General features: G+C 73.1%; 17 protein-coding genes. 9 read left to right on the top strand and 8 right to left on the bottom strand.

The window, feature by feature from the left end; all coding sequences use genetic code 11:
- Positions 1 to 148: 148 nt before the first annotated feature.
- Together PATMI_RS0110060 and PATMI_RS0110065 are read right to left on the bottom strand one after the other, a co-directional pair.
- Positions 149 to 715, bottom strand: coding sequence for a hypothetical protein (locus tag PATMI_RS0110060; protein WP_026910796.1), 567 nt, complete (start codon positions 713 to 715; stop codon positions 149 to 151).
- Between the two features lie 52 nt (positions 716 to 767).
- Positions 768 to 1,991 carry an MFS transporter gene (locus tag PATMI_RS0110065; protein ID WP_211241721.1) on the bottom strand — a complete coding sequence of 408 codons (1,224 nt, stop codon included), beginning with the start codon at positions 1,989 to 1,991 and terminating at the stop codon, positions 768 to 770.
- Between the two features lie 208 nt (positions 1,992 to 2,199).
- Here PATMI_RS0110065 and purS point away from each other — a divergent pair, with 208 nt between their 5' ends.
- From purS to PATMI_RS0110085, 4 genes are all read left to right on the top strand, one after another.
- On the top strand, positions 2,200 to 2,439 hold the full coding sequence (gene purS, locus PATMI_RS0110070; protein WP_026910798.1) for a phosphoribosylformylglycinamidine synthase subunit PurS: 240 nt from the start codon (positions 2,200 to 2,202) through the stop codon (positions 2,437 to 2,439).
- 91 nt (positions 2,440 to 2,530) lie between these two features.
- Positions 2,531 to 3,199 (top strand): phosphoribosylformylglycinamidine synthase subunit PurQ, encoded by a 669-nt coding sequence (purQ, locus tag PATMI_RS0110075; RefSeq protein ID WP_026910799.1) that lies wholly within the window; start codon positions 2,531 to 2,533, stop codon positions 3,197 to 3,199.
- Complete coding sequence (locus PATMI_RS28985) at positions 3,192 to 5,723, top strand: phosphoribosylformylglycinamidine synthase subunit PurL (RefSeq protein ID WP_036725636.1); 2,532 nt, start codon at positions 3,192 to 3,194, stop codon at positions 5,721 to 5,723. Before purQ ends, PATMI_RS28985 begins: the two co-directional genes overlap by 8 nt.
- A gap of 175 nt (positions 5,724 to 5,898) precedes the next feature.
- The gene (locus PATMI_RS0110085) at positions 5,899 to 7,467 is read left to right on the top strand and encodes a hypothetical protein (RefSeq protein WP_026910800.1); all 1,569 of its coding nucleotides are present in this window, start codon (positions 5,899 to 5,901) and stop codon (positions 7,465 to 7,467) included.
- 89 nt (positions 7,468 to 7,556) lie between these two features.
- Here PATMI_RS0110085 and PATMI_RS0110090 read toward each other — a convergent pair whose 3' ends face one another.
- Positions 7,557 to 8,279 (bottom strand): exonuclease domain-containing protein, encoded by a 723-nt coding sequence (locus tag PATMI_RS0110090; protein WP_026910801.1) that lies wholly within the window; start codon positions 8,277 to 8,279, stop codon positions 7,557 to 7,559.
- Between the two features lie 171 nt (positions 8,280 to 8,450).
- Between PATMI_RS0110090 and PATMI_RS0110095 the strand changes: the two genes are divergently transcribed.
- From PATMI_RS0110095 to PATMI_RS0110105, 3 genes are all read left to right on the top strand, one after another.
- Complete coding sequence (locus tag PATMI_RS0110095) at positions 8,451 to 8,879, top strand: YciI family protein (protein WP_026910802.1); 429 nt, start codon at positions 8,451 to 8,453, stop codon at positions 8,877 to 8,879.
- Complete coding sequence (locus PATMI_RS0110100; protein ID WP_026910803.1) at positions 8,876 to 9,313, top strand: VOC family protein; 438 nt, start codon at positions 8,876 to 8,878, stop codon at positions 9,311 to 9,313. Before PATMI_RS0110095 ends, PATMI_RS0110100 begins: the two co-directional genes overlap by 4 nt.
- Before the next feature lie 114 nt (positions 9,314 to 9,427).
- Positions 9,428 to 9,802, top strand: coding sequence for a VOC family protein (locus tag PATMI_RS0110105; protein WP_026910804.1), 375 nt, complete (start codon positions 9,428 to 9,430; stop codon positions 9,800 to 9,802).
- An 84-nt stretch (positions 9,803 to 9,886) separates the two neighbouring features.
- On the opposite strand, the gene PATMI_RS0110110 is transcribed toward PATMI_RS0110105, so the two are convergent.
- The 4 genes from PATMI_RS0110110 to PATMI_RS0110125 all read right to left on the bottom strand — a co-directional run bounded on the left by PATMI_RS0110110 (position 9,887) and on the right by PATMI_RS0110125 (position 13,963).
- The gene (locus tag PATMI_RS0110110) at positions 9,887 to 11,062 is read right to left on the bottom strand and encodes an acyl-CoA dehydrogenase family protein (RefSeq protein WP_026910805.1); all 1,176 of its coding nucleotides are present in this window, start codon (positions 11,060 to 11,062) and stop codon (positions 9,887 to 9,889) included.
- Positions 11,059 to 12,234, bottom strand: a complete 1,176-nt coding sequence (locus PATMI_RS0110115; RefSeq protein WP_026910806.1) for an acyl-CoA dehydrogenase family protein — start codon at positions 12,232 to 12,234, stop codon at positions 11,059 to 11,061. Before PATMI_RS0110115 ends, PATMI_RS0110110 begins: the two co-directional genes overlap by 4 nt.
- Entirely contained in the window at positions 12,231 to 12,992 is a 762-nt protein-coding gene (gene fabG / locus PATMI_RS0110120; protein ID WP_026910807.1) for a 3-oxoacyl-ACP reductase FabG, read from the bottom strand. Before fabG ends, PATMI_RS0110115 begins: the two co-directional genes overlap by 4 nt.
- Positions 12,993 to 13,144: 152 nt before the next feature.
- Positions 13,145 to 13,963: an NAD-dependent epimerase/dehydratase family protein gene (locus PATMI_RS0110125; protein ID WP_026910808.1), complete on the bottom strand. Its 819-nt coding sequence runs from the start codon at positions 13,961 to 13,963 to the stop codon at positions 13,145 to 13,147.
- Positions 13,964 to 14,023: 60 nt separating this feature from the next.
- On the opposite strand from PATMI_RS0110125, the gene PATMI_RS0110130 reads away from it, so the two are divergent.
- Positions 14,024 to 14,470, top strand: a complete 447-nt coding sequence (locus tag PATMI_RS0110130) for a MarR family winged helix-turn-helix transcriptional regulator (protein ID WP_026910809.1) — start codon at positions 14,024 to 14,026, stop codon at positions 14,468 to 14,470.
- Positions 14,471 to 14,536: 66 nt separating this feature from the next.
- On the opposite strand, the gene PATMI_RS34320 is transcribed toward PATMI_RS0110130, so the two are convergent.
- Entirely contained in the window at positions 14,537 to 14,914 is a 378-nt protein-coding gene (locus PATMI_RS34320) for a cupin domain-containing protein (RefSeq protein WP_051471298.1), read from the bottom strand.
- Positions 14,915 to 14,983: 69 nt separating this feature from the next.
- Between PATMI_RS34320 and PATMI_RS0110140 the strand changes: the two genes are divergently transcribed.
- The gene (locus tag PATMI_RS0110140) at positions 14,984 to 15,580 is read left to right on the top strand and encodes a DJ-1/PfpI family protein (RefSeq protein ID WP_026910810.1); all 597 of its coding nucleotides are present in this window, start codon (positions 14,984 to 14,986) and stop codon (positions 15,578 to 15,580) included.
- The last annotated feature ends 143 nt before the right edge of the window (positions 15,581 to 15,723 follow it).

Below are 15,723 nucleotides of genomic sequence, written 5' to 3' on the forward strand. Positions count from 1 at the left end.
TCGGGCGGCGGCGCCGCAGGAACGAACGCCGGCCGGCTCCGCGTGGCGAGGTGGCGTGCCTTGCTGCGGCCCGGGCGCAGGAACGAACGCCGGCCGGGGTCATCCACCGACCGGCGCGCGTCCCCGCACTCCGGCCACCGCCCCGGCGTCACCCCTCGCCGACGAACGCCTTCGCGAACGCGATCCGGTGCCGGACCGTCGACGCCCGGAGCTCCGACAGCCGCGTCGTGTCGCCGGCCGCCGCGGCGGTGACGGCCGCCTCGGCGTCCGCCAGGAGCGCGTCTGCGGCGGACGAGCTCTCGCCCCGGCCCTCGGCCCGGGCGATCGCCTTCCGGAGGCCGGCCTGCGTCTCCGTGAGGGCGGACTTCAGGCGCACCGCGTTGTCGGTCCCCGTGTCGAGGATCGCGACCAGCCGGTTCGACTGCAGGTCGACCGCGTCGTAGAACCGCCTCGACGGCTCGGGCTCCTCCGGGGCCGCGTCCGAGGTGGCCGTCGTCGTCCCCGGGCCGGGGATCGTGGTGCTCGAGACGGTCGTGGTGCCGTCGGAGCTCGTCGTCGACACGACGGTGCGGTCGGGGCGGATGACGGTGCGGGTCGGGGCGCTGCTCGTCGTCGCGACCGCAGCCCCGGTGGAGGTGCCGTTGTCGTCGCCCCCGCATCCGGCGAGCGTCACGAGCAGCAGACAGGGGAGGACGGCGACGGGACGAGCACGCATGGCGGGCACCTACCCCATCCGAGCGCCCGGGACCGGGACCGAGCGCGTCCCCTCACTCCGCGCGGGCCGCCACCGACCCGCCCACGCCCGCCTCGGTCCGCCCCAGCCGCGCGAACACCACCGCCAGGCCGAGCCCGACGACCACGATGATCGCCCCGACCCAGCCGACCGACGCGTACCCCAGGCCCGCGCCGATCGTGATGCCTCCGGCGGCCGGGCCGAGGGCGTTGCCGAGGTTGAAGGCGCCCTGGGCGGCGGCGGAGACGAGGGTCGGGGCCTCGTGCGCCTCGTCCATCGTGAGGGCCTGCATCGGCGTGGCGACCGTGAACGCCACGACGCCGAGGAGGAACACGAGGACGATCGCGACGACGGCGATCGACGCGAACGCCGCGAAGAGGAGCAGCACGACGATCATCAGGCTCAGCCAGGTGACGATCACGCCGAGCAGGGTCCGGCCGCGGGTGACGACGTCGACGAGGCGGGTCCCGACGACCATGCCCAGGCCGAGCACCGAGAGGACCGGCAGGACCGCGGCCTTCGAGAGCCCGGCCTCGTCGGTCATGAGCGGGGTGATGTAGCCGACGATCGCGAACGTCCCGCCGAAGCCGAAGACGATCAGGGACAGCGCGAGCCAGACCCGCGGCCGGCGGAACGCGGCGAGTTCGTTGCGCAGCGACGGGCCGGCGGTCATCGGCGGGATCAGGCGCCAGATCGCGACCATGCTGATCACGCCGAGCACGGCGATCGCCCAGAACGACGAGCGCCAGCCGAGGTGCTGCCCGAGCAGCGTTCCGAGCGGCACGCCGACGACGTTCGACACCGCGAGGCCGGTGAACATCGTCGCGACGGCCTTGTTGCGCTGCTCGGGCGCGGCGAGGTTGCCGGCGACGACCGCGCCGACGCCGAAGAACGCGCCGTGCGGCAGGGCGGAGAGCACCCGGCTGGCGAGCAGCAGCTCGTAGTTCGGGGCGATCGCCGAGAGCAGGTTCCCGACGGTGAACACGGCCATCAGGCCGAGCAGCAGCCGGTGGCGCGCGAACCGGGTCCCGGCGGCGGTCATCAGCGGGGCGCCGATCAGCACGCCGAGCGCGTAGCCCGAGACGAGCAGGCCGGCGCGCGGGATCGAGACGTCGACCCCGTCCGCGACCTGGGGGAGGAGGCCGATGATCGTGAACTCGGTCGCCCCGATCGCGAAGGCCCCGATCGCGAGCGCGAGGATCGCGATCGGCAGGCGCGGGGTCGCGGCGTCGGCCGTCGGGGCGGAGGCGGTGGACATCGGAGAGGACGCGGCCGCAGGACGGGCGACCACAGAGCTTGCATCGTCCCACCTCCGAAAGGGTCCCGGGGTGCCGCCGGTCACCCATTCGGCCGACACCGGGCGCCGTGGACCCAGCAGCTACCATCCGCCGCGCACGAGCGCTCGCCTCCGGCCCCGTGCTGGACGGGCGGCGCTCACTCCTCGATCCCGCAAGGACCCCGCCGCGATGCCTCACGTCCGCATCCTCATCCGGCCCAAGGCCGGCATCCTCGATCCCCAGGGGACGGCCGTCGAGCAGGCGCTGCCCCAGCTCGGCTTCGAGGGCGTGTCCGACGTCCGCATCGGCCGGCTCGTCGAGCTCGACGCCGCCGACGCGTCCGAGGTCGCGGCGATCTGCGACAAGCTCCTCGCGAACCCGCTGATCGAGGACTACGAGATCCAGGTCGACGGCGCCCCGGCGTCGTAGCTCGCATGGCCCTCCGTATCGGAGTACCGCAGTGGGGTGGGCGGGGTTCCCATCATCAGGAGCAGGGGAATGCGCGGACGGAGGTCTCGCGATGAGGATCGGTGTGCCGCAGTTCCCCGGATCCTGCGACGAGGTGGACGCGCTGCTCGCCGCCGGCCACGTCGGTGACGCCGAGCTGCTCTGGCACCGCGACCGCGACCTCAAGGGCGTCGACGCGATCGTCGTCCCCGGCGGCTTCTCCTACGGCGACTACCTGCGCGCCGGTGCCATCGCCGGGCTCAGCCCCGTGATGGACGCGATCGCCGACTTCGCCCGCGACGGCGGCCCGGTGCTCGGGATCTGCAACGGCTTCCAGGTGCTCTGCGCCGCCGGCTTGCTGCCGGGCGCGCTGCTCCAGAACCAGGACCGCCGCTTCGTGCTGCGCCAGGTCGAGCTCTCGGTCGAGACGACCGACACCGACTGGACCTCGGCCGCCGAGCCCGGTCAACTCCTCTCGATCCCCGCCAAGCACCAGTCGGGGCGCTGGTGGGCGCCGTCGGAGCTCCACGCCGAGATCGCCGACCAGGACCAGATCGTCTTCAAGTACGCCGCGGGCGGCAACTTCAACGGTTCGCTCGACGACGTCGCCGGCGTCTGCAACGAGGGCCGCAACGTCGTCGGCCTGATGCCCCACCCCGAGCACGCGGTCGATGCGCTGACCGGTTCCACGGACGGCCTCGTCCTCTTCCGCTCGCTGCTCGAAGGAGCCACGAATGTCTGAGTCCTCCGCGCTGCCCGCGCCCCGCGACCTCCCCGCCGGAGCGACCCCCGAAGGCGACGCCCCGGGCCTCGAGAACGCGAAGGCCCTCGGCCTCACCGCGTCGGAGTACGACCTCGTCGTGGAGAAGCTCGGCCGCGAGCCCGTGCAGGTCGAGCTCGCGATGTTCTCGCTGATGTGGAGCGAGCACTGCAGCTACAAGCACTCGAAGAAGCTCCTCGGCACGCTGCCGACGGAGGGCCCGGCGATCGTCCTCGGCCCCGGCGAGAACGCCGGCGCGGTCGACGTCGGCGACGGCTGGACCGTGGCCTTCAAGGTCGAGTCGCACAACCACCCCTCCGCGGTCGAGCCGTTCCAGGGTGCGGCGACCGGCGTCGGCGGCATCCTGCGCGACATCTTCGCGCTCGGCGCCCGGCCGATCGCGGTCCTCGACGCGCTGCGCTTCGGCGAGGTCGACGGCGACGTGCCGCACCCCTCGCTGGCGGCCGCGACCGACGCCACCTCCGACGGCGCGGTGCCCGGCGCGGCCTCGGCCATCGAGCCGACCAGCGGCGTCGGCGGTGCCGGCGACACGGCCACGACGCCTGCCCCGTCGATCGGCGACGACGACGGCGAGTCCGGCCGTCGCCGGTCGCGCTTCCTGCTCGACGGCGCGGTCCGCGGCATCGGGCACTACGGCAACTCGATCGGCGTGCCGAACATCGGCGGCGACCTCTACTTCGAGGGCCCGTACGAGACGAACTGCCTCGTCAACGCGATGGCGCTCGGCCTGGTCCGCGAGGAGCGCCTGATCCGTTCCGCCGCGACCGGCGTCGGCAACGTCGTCGTGCTGTTCGGCGCCGCGACCGGTGCCGACGGCATCGGCGGCGCGTCGGTCCTGGCCTCCGCCGAGCTCGGCGAGGACGACGCGTCCAAGCGCCCGACCGTGCAGGTCGGCGACCCCTTCGAGGAGTCCAAGCTCGTCGAGTGCTCGCTGGAGCTGCTCGAGCGCGACCTCCTGGTGTCCCTGCAGGACCTCGGCGCCGCCGGCCTGACGTCGGCCGCGTCGGAGATGGCGAGCAAGGGCGAGGTCGGACTCGACCTCGACGTCGCGCTCGTCCCGCGCCGCATGGAGGGCCTCGAGCCCTTCGAGGTCATGGTCTCCGAGTCGCAGGAGCGCATGCTCTGCGTCGTCACGCCGGACAAGGTCGACGAGGTCATCGCGGTCACGGACAAGTGGGACGTCCATGGCACCGCGATCGCCGTCGTCACCGACACCGGCAGCTTCCGGATCTTCGACGGGGACGCGTTCGTCGGCGACATGCCGATCCCGGCCCTCGTCGACGACTGCCCGCTCTACGACATCTTCCCCGAGAAGCCGACCGCGTCGATCTACCCGGCGCCGCCGCGTCGGATCGCGGACGGCCTCGACGCCGGCGCCGCGCTCCTGGCGCTGCTCGGCTCCTCGAACATCGCCGACCGTCGTCCGCTCTTCGAGCAGTACGACTCGATCGTCCAGTCGCGCACGGTCCGCCGGCCCGGCCAGACCGACGCCGCCGTGCTGATGGTCCCCGGTCCCGCGTCGCGGTTCTCGGTCGGGGGCGGGGCCGATGCGGGTGCCGGGCATCCGTCCGTGGCGCCCGAGGCGGGGGCTTCCGGCGACGGCACGTCCGCCGCGTCCGGACCGATCAGCGGCGTCGGCGTGTCGATCGACGGCTCCGGCCGCCGCGTCGCCGCCGACCCGTACGTCGGGACGATCTGGAACGTCCTGGAGTGCGCCGCGAACCTCGCGTGCGTCGGCGCCGAGCCGCTCGGCCTGACGAACAACCTGAACTTCGGCAACCCCGAGAAGCCGCACATCGCGTGGCAGCTGACCGAGGCCGTCCGCGGCCTGGGCGACGCCTGTCGCGCCGTCGGCTCGCCGGTCGTCGGCGGCAACGTGTCGCTCTACAACGAGGGCACCACCGGCCCGATCTACCCGACGCCCGTCGTCGGCATGGTCGGCAAGGTCCCCGACGTCGCGGTCACCTCGCCCGTCGGGTTCGCGTCGGAGGGCGACCTCGTCGCGCTCGCCGGCTCGTTCGCCCCGCAGCTCGCGCTGTCGGAGCTCGCGAAGCTCGAGGGCGGTGCGATCCCCGACGGCCTCCCCGACTGGGACCTCGAGCGCACCGCCGCCGCGATCGCGGCAGTCCGCGACACCGTCCGCGAGGGCAGGCTGAACAGCTGCCACGACGTCGCAGAGGGTGGCCTCGTCACCGCGCTGGCGGAGTCGGCGCTCGCCGGCGGCGTCGGCGCCACGGTCGAGCTCTCGGCCTTCGCGCCCGACGACGCCGACGGCCGCGCGTCGCTCTTCGGCGAGGCCCCCGGCGGCTTCGTCGTCACCGGCTCCGCCGAGGCGCTGGCGGTCCTCGCCGAGCGCACCGCGGTCACGGTGATCGGCACCGTCGGTGGCAGCGCGCTGTGCGTCCGCTGCGCCGACCAGGCGGTGAACGTCTCGCTGGCGGCGCTGTCGGAGGCGCACGGGGCGCTCGCGCGGCTCTTCGCGTAGTCGCGGGGCTCCTGCGTGGCGGAGCACCGTCGCGTCACAGGAGGGCTCGTCCTCCTCGAGGTACGTGGCCGTCGGAGCGTCGCCACGGACGCATCGTGGCGGGTCTCCACTAGGTCCGTGAGGAAGTCGTGAGGGTGGCCCTGCGAGGGGCGAAGGCGAGAGCTACGGTCGAGGCATGTCCCGTCCCGAGAATCCCCTGCCCCGACGTCCGCTCCGGCGAGCGCTGGTCGTCGTGATCGGCCTGTTGGCCGGCGCGGCCGGTGCTGCCCCGGCGTCCGCCGCCCCGAAGCCCGTCCCCTGTACGACGTCCGGCGCCCACCACGACTGCCAGTGGCGGGTCCCCGGCAACGGCACCACCGGCGGCGCGCCGGTCCTCGCGTCGAACGGGACGCGGGTCGGATACCTGCACCAGGGCAAGAACTGGGTGCTGTGCCAGCGCACCGGCCGCCGCGACAAGGACGGCTCGTACTTCAACAACGTCTGGGGCTACACGACGGCGGACAACGGCAAGAAGGGCTGGGTCAACGCGCTCTGGGCCCACGGCGGCGACAACGACGGGGCGTTCTCCGGCACCCCGCAGTGCAGCGCGTCGTACGGCTCGCCCCCCGGAGCGACCTCGACCCCGGCACCCCCCAACAAGCCCGCGCCGGCCCCGACGAACCCTGCCCCGCCGGCGACCCCCGCCCCGACGGGCGGAGGGCCCGCGCAGGTCCCGTGCTCGTCGATCGGCAAGGGCCGGCACTCCTGCAACTGGCGCGTCGCCGGGAACGGGAAGTCGGGCGGCACGCCGGTCCTGAACGGTGCGGGCAAGCGGATCGGCTACCTGCACCAGGGCTCGAACTGGATCCTCTGCCAGCGAACCGGGCGCGAGGAGTCGCTCGGTGGGTCGAAGAACAACGTCTGGGGGTACACCACCGCCGACAACGGCAAGAAGGGCTGGGCGAACGCGCTCTGGGCCCGCGGCGGAGCGAACGACGGTGGGTTCTCCGGTACGCCGCAGTGCGGTGCGAAGTACGGGGCGCCGCCGAGCACCGGCGCGACGACCGCACCGGCTCCGCCGAAGGCCCAGGCCCCGTCCGCCGACTCGTGCGCCCACACGCGTGAGGGACAGACGGCGACGCTCTCGTACTCGTACTACGAGACCCGCCAGCACGTGATCCTGCCCGGCAACGTGGCGCAGGCGCCGGCGACGAAGAACGACGCGAAGCCGTCCCACCACGCGTTCGGGACGATCACCGTCGGTGCCGACGCGTGCAAGTCGCCGAAGGGCTGGCGCTTGGGGAAGACGGTCAACGTCCGCGAGCACGCGAAGGGTCTCTACCCCGACTCGAGCGGCAAGGCGACCATCATCGGCTCCGGGGCCGCCCGCGGCTGGGGCCTGGGCATCATCGGCTTCAACAACGGATCCTTCGACGTGCAGTACACCGCCTGCCACGAGACCGGCGGGGGTTGGCCGATCGTCGAGGCGATCGTGACGTTCCCGCTCAAGGGCCTGCCCTACAAGGCGGCGCTCGCGAAGTTCGGTCTCGGCAAGCTGATCCCGGAGCCCGGGATCGAGTGCGAGAACGTCGGTACCGCGAGGGTCACGCTGTCGGCGGACCGCAACGGCAAGCTCGTCGCCCGATCCCAGGACCTCACCTTCGGCGAGACCCTGAAGCGGACGCTCGATGACCCGCACAAGCCGGGCGACTACCACGAGCAGACGAAGTCGCCCGAGAACCCGAAGGTCCGCGTCACGGGCTGATACGCGGGGCCCGCCGTGCTCCGTCCGATCCGGCGGAGTGCGGTCCGGGCCCGCTCGGACAGGCGGAGCGGGAGGAGGCCACCGACGGGTCAGGCGTGCAGCAGCACCGGGGCCGCGACGCAGGGCCACTGGCCCTCGACGCGCTCCGGGCGGCCCTGCGCCGCGAAGTACTCCTCGAGCGACGCGGCCTGCTCGGCGGCCCAGCCGACCTGCAGGCGGTGGAGCTCCGCGAGCTCGGTGCCGCCGATGTCGATCATCGACGTCGCCATCCGCCACGCCACGCGGGCGGCGGCCAGGGCGTCGGCGTTCGCGTCGTGTGCGTCGACCAGCGGCACCCGGTGGTGCTCGCAGACGGCGGTCAGGGTCCGGCGACCGCGGCGGTAGCGGTCGACCTGCTTGTCGATCACGAACGGGTCGACGACCAGGAGGCGCTCCGCCCCGCCGATGCGATCGACGAGCGGCACCAGGCCGTACCGGCGGGCCTCGCGGTCGAGGATCGTCAGATCGAACCGGGCGTTGAACGCGATGATCGGGACGCCGGCGAGCTGCTGGGCGGCGAGGAGCGCCGTGAGCTGCTCGATCGCCTCGGCCGGATCCTGCCCGTCGCGACGCGCCTGCGCGGTCGTGATGCCGTGGACCGCGCTGGCGCCCTCGGGGATCTCGACGCCGGGGTCGACGAGCCACGAGCGCGACGCCGTCGGCTCGCCACCGCCGACGATGCTGACGGCGGCGGTGACCACGCGGTCGTGCTCGACGTCGATGCCCGTCGTCTCGATGTCGAACGCCGCGAGGCGCCGGGTGTGCCAACTCATCCAGGCGAAGGTAGCGCCGGGGTCGGACGGCGCTCGGGGCGGCGGGCTTCTCACGTGAACCTCCCGATCCGACGACTTTCGTGATCGGATGTCGAGGACGTCGGGTCGGCTCCGCTCCTCGGGTGAAGGGCCCCGACGAGCGAGGCCCGAACCCCCCCGAAGGAGACCCCCATGCCGAAGTTCCTGATCCTCAAGCACTACCGCGGTGGCCCGGAGCCCCACCACCCGTTCCCGCCGATGGACCAGTGGGACCCGAAGGACGTCGAGGCGCACATCGAGTTCCAGCGCCAGGTCGTGAAGATGCTGGAGGACGCCGGCGAGTTCGTCGACGCCCAGGCGCTCACCCCGACCCGCACCTGGGTCCGGTACGGCGGCCCCGACGCCGCTCCGGTGACGACCGACGGCCCGCACCCGGAGACCAGCGACCTCGTCGCCGGGTACTTCATGATCGACGTCGAGTCGCACGAGCGGGCGCTCGAGATCGCGGCGTTCGCGTCCTCGGAGCCCGGCCCCGGCGGCGAGCCGCTGTACGAGTGGCTCGACGTCCGCGAGGTCATGGCGCCGCTCCCCGACCCGTGCCACGGGGGCGGCACCGCATGAAGATCGAGCGGATGGAGCACGTCGGCGTCGTGGTCGAGGACCTCGACGCCGCGAAGGCGTTCTTCGTCGCGCTCGGGCTGGAGGTCCAGGGCGAGGCGACGGTCGAGGGCGCCTGGGTCGGCCGGGTCATCGGCCTGACGGACGTCCGATCGGACATCGTGATGCTCGAGACCCCGGGCGGCGACGGCCGGCTCGAGCTCACGCGGTTCCACGCCCCGGCGGCGGTCGACGGGGACCCCGCCGGGCCGTCCAACGCCACCGGGCTCCGGCACGTCACCTTCCGGGTCGACGACGTGGACCTCGCCCTCGACCGGGTGCGGCCCCACGGGGCGGAGCTCGTGGGCACCGTGGAGCGCTACGGCGAGACCATCCGGCTCTGTTACGTGCGGGGCCCGGAAGGGATCATCGTCGAGCTGGCGGAGTCCAAGGGCTGAGTCGTCGAGCGTCCGCATTGCGGACGCTCGATGTCCTCGTTCGTGCATACAGTGGAAACCACACCGATCGACCGTCGCGGCGGGCGATCCCACCCCCGCACGAGAGGCTGCACCATGGACTTCAAGCTCGAGCTCATCCTCGTCCCCGTCGGCGACGTCGACCGGGCCAAGGCGTTCTACGTCGACCGCGCCGGGTTCGTCCTCGATCACGACCACGCGATCTCCGACGAGCTGCGGTTCGTGCAGCTGACGCCCCCCGGGTCGGCGTGCTCGATCGCGATCGGGACGGGGGTCTCCCCGATGGAGCCCGGCACGATGCAGGGCCTGCAGCTCGTCGTCGACGACATCGAGGCCGCACGTACCGAGCTGCTCGGGCGCGGTGTCGAGGTCTCCGAGGTCGACGACCAGCCGTGGAGCCGGTTCGTGTACTTCAAGGATCCCGACGGCAACGGCTGGTCGGTCCAGGAGATCGCGACCCCGGAGGGCTGAGGGGACGGGCCGCCGGCTCGCGCGGCGGACCCGGCGCCCTGGCGGGCCCGGGATCCGCGCCGCGGGGCGGGCGCCGCCCGCGTCCTACGTGAACGCCGAGATCCCCGTCAGCGCCTTGCCGAGGACGAGCGCGTGGACCTCGTGGGTGCCCTCGTACGTGAGGACGGTCTCGAGGTTCGCGGCGTGGCGCATCACCGGGTACTCGAGCGTGATGCCGTTGCCGCCGAGGATCGTCCGCGCGGTGCGGGCAACCTCGAGCGCGGACGACACGTTCGAGTACTTGCCGAGGCTGACGTGGTCGGGGGTGAGCGTCCCGGCCTCCTTCATCCGGCCGAGGCGCAGCGCCAGGAGCTGGGCTGCGGCGACGCGGGAGACCATCTCGGCGAGCTTGCCCTGCGTCAGCTGGAACGCCCCGATCGGCTTGCCGAACTGCTCGCGGGTGCGGGCGTAGTCGACGGCGGCCTCCAGGCACGCGCGGGCGGCGCCGGCGACGCCGAAGCAGATCCCCAGGCGCGCCTCGCCGAGCACCGTCAGCGGACCGCCGAGACCCCGGGCGCCGGGCAGCATCGCGGTCTCCGGCAGGCGAACGTCGTCGAGCAGCAGCTCGCTGGTGATCGACGCGCGGAGCGAGAGCTTGCCGTGGATGTCCTGCGTCGAGAAGCCCTTCGTGTCGGTCGGGACGACGAAGCCACGGATGCCGTCGTCCGTCCGCGCCCAGACCACCGCGACGTCGGCGATCGAGCCGTTGGTGATCCACATCTTCTGGCCGTGGAGGATCCAGTCGGTCCCGTCGCGGCGCGCGGTCGTGCGCATCGAGCCGGGGTCGGAGCCCGAGTCGGGCTCGGTCAGGCCGAAGCAGCCGATCGCCTCGCCGGTGGCCATCCGCGGGAGCCACTCGTCCTTCTGCTCGTCGGACCCGAAGCGGTGGATCGGGAACATCGCCAGGGAGCCCTGGACGCTGACGAGGCTCCGCAGGCCGGTGTCGCCGGCCTCGAGCTCCTGGCAGACGAGGCCGTACGCCGTGGGCGAGGCCCCGGCGCAGCCGTAGCCGTCGAGGTGCAACCCGAGCAGGCCGAGCGCACCGAACTCGCGCATCAGCTCGACCGGGACGGTCGCCTGCTCGAACCACTCCGCGACGTTCGGCAGCAGCTTCTCGCGGACGAGCCGCCGCGTCGTGTCCCGGACCTCGCGCTCGTCGTCCCGCAGGTCGGCGTCGAGGCCGAGGACGTCGCCGGGGTTCAGGGTCGGGTCGTGGCTCATGCGAGGTGCCCTCCGACGCGGCGCCGTCCGGACAGCAGGCCCTTGGCGATGGTGCGGCGCTGGATCTCGTCGGTGCCCTCGAAGATCCGCCAGAGCCGCGCCTCGCGGTACCAGCGCTCGATCGGCATCTCCTTCGTGTAGCCCATGCCGCCGTGGATCTGCATCACGCGGTCGACGATGCGGCCCGCGGCGGTGGCGCCGCCGAGCTTGGCGAGGGAGGAGGCGTGGCGGGCGTCGAGGCCCTGGTCGATGCTCCACGCGGCGACGAGGACGGGCCAGCGGATCGCCTCGAGGTCGAGCTCGCAGTCGGCGAGCATCGTCTGGATCATCTGGTGCTCGCCGATCGGCACGCCGAACGTCTCGCGCTGCCCGGCGTACTCGATCGCCATCGTCAGCAGCCGCTCCGCCGCACCGATCGCCCGCGAGGGGATGACATAGCGTCCGCGGCCGATCCACTCCATCGCGAGCTTGAAGCCCTCCCCGACCTCACCGAGCACGTTGGCGTGCGGGACGCGCACGCCGTCGAAGCTCATCGACGCCGGGGTGGAGGGGCCCATCGTGTGGATCGGCGAGGACTCCCACCCCATCGACCGGTCCACGAGGAACGCGGTGAACCCGCCGCGGTGCCCCTTCTCCGCGTCGGTCACCGCGATGACGATCGAGAAGTCCGCCTCCACGCCCTTGGTGATGAACGTCTTCTCGCCGTCCAGCACCCAGTGGTCGCCGTCCTGCTTGGCGCGCATCCGGATCGCGGTCGCGTCGGAGCCGGCGTTCGGCTCGGTGATCGCGAAGCACGACACCCGGTCCCCGGCGAGCGTGGGCTTGAGGAACTCCTCCTGCTGCGCGGCGGTCGCGCGGAAGAGGATGTTGTCGGCCTCACCACCGAAGACGAACGGCACGAAGGTGCGCCCGACCTCGGTCCACAGCAGGCTCTGCGTGACCGCGGGGAGCGCGGCCCCGCCGAACGCCTCCGGGGTGCCGATGCCCCAGAACCCGAACTCCTGCGCCTTGCTCTGCAGCGCGCGCAGGTCCTCGGCCGGGAGGCCCTTCTCGCCGCGATGCTCGCGCGCGAGGACGTCGTTCTCCAGCGGCATCACCTCGCGGGCGATGAAGTCCCGGGCGGTGTCGCGGATCGCCTGCTGGTCGTCCGAGAGGGAGAAGTCGAGGGTCATCGGAGGCCGCCGTCGATCGCCAGGGTCTGGCCGGTCACGTGGCGTGCGTCGTCGCTGGCGAGGAACGCGATCACGGACGCGACGTCCTCCGGCTGCCCGACGCGCCGCAGCGGCGTGCGCTCCGCGGTCGAAGCCTCGAGCTCGGCGGGGTCGAGGCCCTGCCGGCGTGCGGTCGCGCGCGTCATGTCGGTGGCGATGTAGCCCGGGGCGACGGCGTTCACGCGGATCCCGAACGGCCCGAGCTCGAGCGCCATCGTCGCCGTGAGGCCCTTGATGCCGGCCTTCGCCGCGGCGTAGTTGGACTGGCCACGATTGCCCAGCGCCGACCGGCTCGACAGGCTCACGACCGCACCCGACTTCGCCTTGACCATGTGCCTCTGCACCGCTTGCGTGCAGAGGAACACGGACTTCAGGTTCACGTCGATGACGGCGTCCCAGTCGTCCTCGCTCAGGCGGAACAACAGGTCGTCGCGGGTGATCCCCGCGTTGTTGACCAGCACGTCGATCCGACCGTGGTGGTCGATCACCTCGGAGATCGCGCGTTCGACGTCGTCGCGGCTGGAGACGTCGGCCTGCACCGCCCACGCGCTGCCACCCGCGTCGACCAACGGGGCCGCGACGGCCTTCGCGGCGTCGAGCTCCCGGTCGAGGAGGACGACGGTCGCGCCCTCGGACGTCAGCCGCCGGGCGACGGCGGCCCCGATGCCCCCTGCGGCACCGGTCACGAGCGCCACGCGCTCCGCGAATCTTGCGGACATCCTGCTCCTCCGGACTTCGGGAATCCGACCCCTACTGGCCGGTAGGGCGATGCTACCCCGCGGCACCCGGAGCCAGGAGAACGATCACGGCGGTTCGTCCCGACGAGGGGGTTGCGGGGAAGTCGCAGCGAGCGATGGTGGGGGGCGTGGGGTCAGAGGAGCCCGTCCCTGGCGGCGCCCCAGGCGGTCGGGACGGTCGGGCGGAACCCGAGCTCGCGGGCGAGGGTCGCGTCCATGCGACCGGCCCACGGGTTCGCGAGGGGCTCGGCCGAGCCCTCGATCGGGTCCCCGCCGAGCTCGGTCATCTCGAGGACGGTCAGCGGGGCGTCGTCGGCGACGTTCACGATGCGGCCGTCCATCGCACCCGTGAGCGCGAGCGTGATCGCGGCCGCGACGTCGCGGTGGTGGGCGACCGAGTAGCTGTTCGCCGGGTGCAGGCCGAAGCGCGGGGCGAGCTCGGTCATCGACGCCAGGTGGCCGTCGCCCTCGCCGTAGACGAACGGCAGGCGCAGGATCGACCACGTCAGCCCGCTCTCGCGGAGGTGGTCCTCGGCGGCCAGCTTGCTCGCCGGGTAGGCGGCGGTCGGGGAGCACGCGTCGCCCTCCCGGCTCGGTCGCGAGGTCGAGTGGTCATAGACGTTGCCCGTGCTGGTCATCACGAGCCGCGCGGCGGGAGCCGCCGCATGGACGGCGGTCACGAGGTTCCTGGTGCCCTCGAGGTTCACCCGCCAGATGGCGTCCTCGTCGGGGGTGCGGAAGAGCGCGCCGAGGTGGACGACGGCATCGACGCCGTCGGCCGCCGCACGGAGTGCGTCGGGGTCATCCAGGTCCCCCCGGAACGCGGTCGCACCGCTCGGCAGGTCGGTGTCGCGCCGGACGAGCGCACGGCAGTCGTGGCCGGCGTCGACGAGGCGGGGCAGCAGGCGCGAGCCGACGAGCCCGGTGGCGCCGGTGAGGAGGAGGGTCGGCATTTTGATCCTATCGCTGATCATCAGTAATTCTGACGATCAGCGTAGCACTAGACTCGGGCGATGCCCAGCGACGAAGATCTCGGTCCGCAGCTGAGTGGTCGTCTCGGCTACCTGCTCAAGCGCGCGCACCTCGGCCTCGCGGAGCTGCACGAGGAGGTCCTCGCGCCGTTCGGGGTCAGCGACCGGGAGCTCGCGATCCTCCTGCTGCTCGACGGCCGCGAGCCCGAGTCGCAGCAGCAGCTGGCGCACCGGCTCGGCGTCGACCGGACGACGATGGTCGCGCTGATCGACGCCCTCGAGCGCAAGGAGCTCGTGGCGCGCCGTCCCGATCCGGCCGACCGCCGACGCAACGTCATCGCCCTGACGGACGCGGGGCAGCAGACGCGACGCGACGCGACCAGGGCCAGCGACGAGGCCGAGCGGCGTCTCCTGCACGACCTCGACGACGCGGAGGCCGATCGGTTCCGCGCCCTCCTGCGACGCGTCGCGCGGCCCCGCCGCGACTGACGCGCCGGTCCGGCGGGGCGCGACCTCGGGCGACGCGTCTCCCCGCGCGCCGGTGACCCTCGAGGCTCAGACCCAGAAGTCCGGGACCCGGATCGTGTCGCCGCTCGGTGCCTTCCGTCCCCCGACGCACAGGAGCTCCAGGCCGTCGTCGCCCGCCTCGAACGCCCGCACGACCGGCGGCGCGACCCGCACGACGTCCCCGGCGACGACGTCGACGATCTCGTCGTCGAGCTTCGCGCGGCCGGAACCGGCGACGACGACGTAGACCTCCTCCTGCTCGCGGTGCGCGTGGCCGAACGGCATCCGCTTGCCCGGCGCGTAGGTGAAGCGGCTGACGCCGAGGTCCTTCGAGCCGACGGCGTTCCGGGAGAACCGCCACTGCATGTCGGCATCGGTGCTGCGGTCCTGCAGGTCCGCGAAGTTCTTCCTCGTCCAGTCCGCCATCCCCGGATCCTCGCCGACGCGGGGCCGCCGCGGCTGGGAACGGGCCTCGACGTCTGCGATCGTCGCCCCATGCCGGCGACGAAGCACATCGGGATCCTGCTCTTCGACGACGTCGAGGAGCTCGACGCGGTCGGGCCGTGGGAGGTCCTCGCGTTCTGGACGCGGACCTTCCCGGACGACGGCTGGAGCGTCTCCTGCATCGCCCGCGAGGCGGGACCGGTGCGGTGCGCGAAGGGCCTGACGATCCACGCCCACCACGCGATCGACGACGCGCCGCCGCTCGACGTCCTCGTGCACCCCGGCGGGCAGGGGACCCGGCCGCAGCTCCGCGACGAGGCGCACCTGGACTGGCTGCGCGCCGCCCGCCGCGAGGTCCCGCTCCTGACGAGCGTCTGCACCGGATCGCTGTCCTACGCCGCCGCCGGGCTCCTCACCGGGCGCCCGGCGACCACGCACCACGGCGCGCTCGGCCTGCTTGCGGAGCTCGACCCGACGATCGACGTCCGCCCCGACGACCGCTTCGTCGACGACGGCGACGTCATCACCTCCGCCGGGGTCTCCGCGGGCATCGACATGGCGCTGCACCTCGTCGCCCGCCTGGGGAGCCCGGATCGCGCGCGCGAGGTCCGGCGGGGCATCCAGTACGACCCGCAGCCGCCCGTCTGAGGGCCGCCGCGGCCCGCCACCGCGTACACCCGCGACCCGCCGGGCTTGGACGGGGCGACCACGCGGCGGCGCCCGGCGTGCGGTGGGATGGAGATGAGCCGACCGGTGCCCGCGCGCCGCGTCACCGTCGATGCCCCGCACGC

This window comes from Patulibacter minatonensis DSM 18081, from assembly GCF_000519325.1.
GTDB classification, from domain to species: domain Bacteria; phylum Actinomycetota; class Thermoleophilia; order Solirubrobacterales; family Solirubrobacteraceae; genus Patulibacter; species Patulibacter minatonensis.